The organism is Legionella tunisiensis (assembly GCF_000308315.1).
Taxonomy (GTDB): Bacteria; Pseudomonadota; Gammaproteobacteria; order Legionellales; family Legionellaceae; genus Tatlockia; species Tatlockia tunisiensis.
Map to the genome: position 1 here is coordinate 1 of NZ_CALJ01000026.1, position 1,763 is coordinate 1,763.

Consider the following 1,763-nt stretch of genomic DNA (forward strand, 5'->3'; position numbering starts at 1 on the left):
TTAGAATGTCCACGCGCTTAAGGGTGAAAATCCACTCTTCAAACTCGTCGAGGTGGCCTGATGCATAAGCGCCCCCGACCACAGCACCTACGGATGAACCTGCAACCAGATCCGGTTTAATGCCCATGGTTGCCAACTCACGGACGACGCCTATGTGGGCCCAGCCGCGTGCTGATCCACTGCCAAAGACGAGTCCTATTTTGCGTCTTGCCATATGCCCCCCATGCTCTGGCATGCTTACCTCTGCCGCCAAGCGAATGGTAAATTTTTAATGGAATATCTATATCAACAAGTAGCACAGGGAATCAACCAGATAATGCATCAGTGGGAGCGGGGCTTGAATTTTGGTCGTTGAATACAAAATTAAGCCCTGCCCCCAACACCCTTCATCATGTTTTGCCAAGCTTCAACAATCATGACCATGGCTAACGTATCCAGTTCACAATATTTTAGAAGCGCTTTTTGTAGCTCTTCTCGCTCAAAATCGCTGATATGGGTAAATTGTAATTTGGCATAGGAAATAGTTGCTGCCCCTCCTTCTTTTAAATAGTCCTCATCAAAGAGCAGCTCGATTTCGCTATCTGGTATTTCCTTGTTGATAGGATCTAAAAGTAAATAGGGATCTTTAATTATGCCGTTTTCATAAGCAATCCATTGCTGATTAATGAAATTTTTGCTGATGATACCTTCCTCATTCCCATAAATGGGTTGGCTATACTTTTGTTGTAGATATTTGGAACGATTTAAAATGGCAGGCAATATTTTTTAATTGAATTTGAACCGTTAGTTAAAGGATCATAATAAAATCGTTTTACCAATTCACATAAATCTACCATGTATCGATCTCCCTTCCATTTCTCTTTGCTGTCAGAAGGTGACTTAGTAATGGATTTGATAAATGTAGCTAAATCATTTAAATCAGGGGGTGGCTCGGATAATCCCGTCAATTGATTTAATATCATATTTAAGTAAGTATTTTCATGATTGCTGTAACGAAAAATAGTGCCTGAATCTTTTTCAAGCTCCACTTTTAATGCACGAATAAAATCAACTGATGGATCAACACCAGGAAAGGTATTCAAATATTCCCCAACATGAGACACACGACCCTTTTCATCCATCATGTGATGGGAAAATTGAAAGGCGATACCTTGGTAGGGATGCGCTCCCTTTTTAAATGGAATCGGTAACATTGCCGTCTCAAAATCTATGAAATGTAATGGATATACCCAAGATTGCATTTCTTCGCGCAAATGCTGTTCATCAATCCAGAGTGTGTTGTCATCACTTTTTACTTTTTCAATCTGAAGCCATTGGCGTTGGCTCATGGATAAGCCAGGCTTGCCATCATCCTTTATAGATATATCATCTTCATTGAAATCCCGTAGCTTTATTAAGCCTTTTTGCAAGAATTTTGGCCTGTCGCGAAAATTCCATAAATCTAAAACTGTGGGCTCAAGGAAATCATTGTCGTTATAGCCAAGAGCTTCAGTCCAGCACTCTTTAAACCCAGATAATACGTTTGATTCATTATGTGTGAGTGTTTTGAATTGACAAGTTGCACATTCCTTTTTAGGGATCGGGGGTGGCTTTAATCCGCTGAAATATTGCTGGCTAAGCTCATGAAATCTGTCAGTGAAAGAGTGTCCTGTTGCATCACACTCAGACCAAATTTTATCGGTCAGATGATCCACATTAACTTCCCTAAGCAAGTGAACTGATAAATCATCAGGCGTTGGTGGCTCAAGACTGAGACTGCCAAG

3 protein-coding genes are annotated in these 1,763 nt (G+C 40.7%); all 3 read right to left on the bottom strand.

Translation table 11 applies throughout. The annotated features are described in order from the left end of the window. Positions 1-214: patatin-like phospholipase family protein (locus tag BN58_RS21240; RefSeq protein WP_040916020.1), on the bottom strand; the 214-nt coding region annotated here is incomplete at its 3' end. 149 nt (positions 215-363) lie between these two features. Next, entirely contained in the window at positions 364-759 is a 396-nt protein-coding gene (locus BN58_RS32385) for a hypothetical protein (protein ID WP_232220259.1), read from the bottom strand. Beyond that, positions 744-1,694 carry a DUF2779 domain-containing protein gene (locus BN58_RS32390; RefSeq protein WP_232220260.1) on the bottom strand — a complete coding sequence of 317 codons (951 nt, stop codon included), beginning with the start codon at positions 1,692-1,694 and terminating at the stop codon, positions 744-746. Before BN58_RS32390 ends, BN58_RS32385 begins: the two co-directional genes overlap by 16 nt. Positions 1,695-1,763 lie beyond the last annotated feature (69 nt).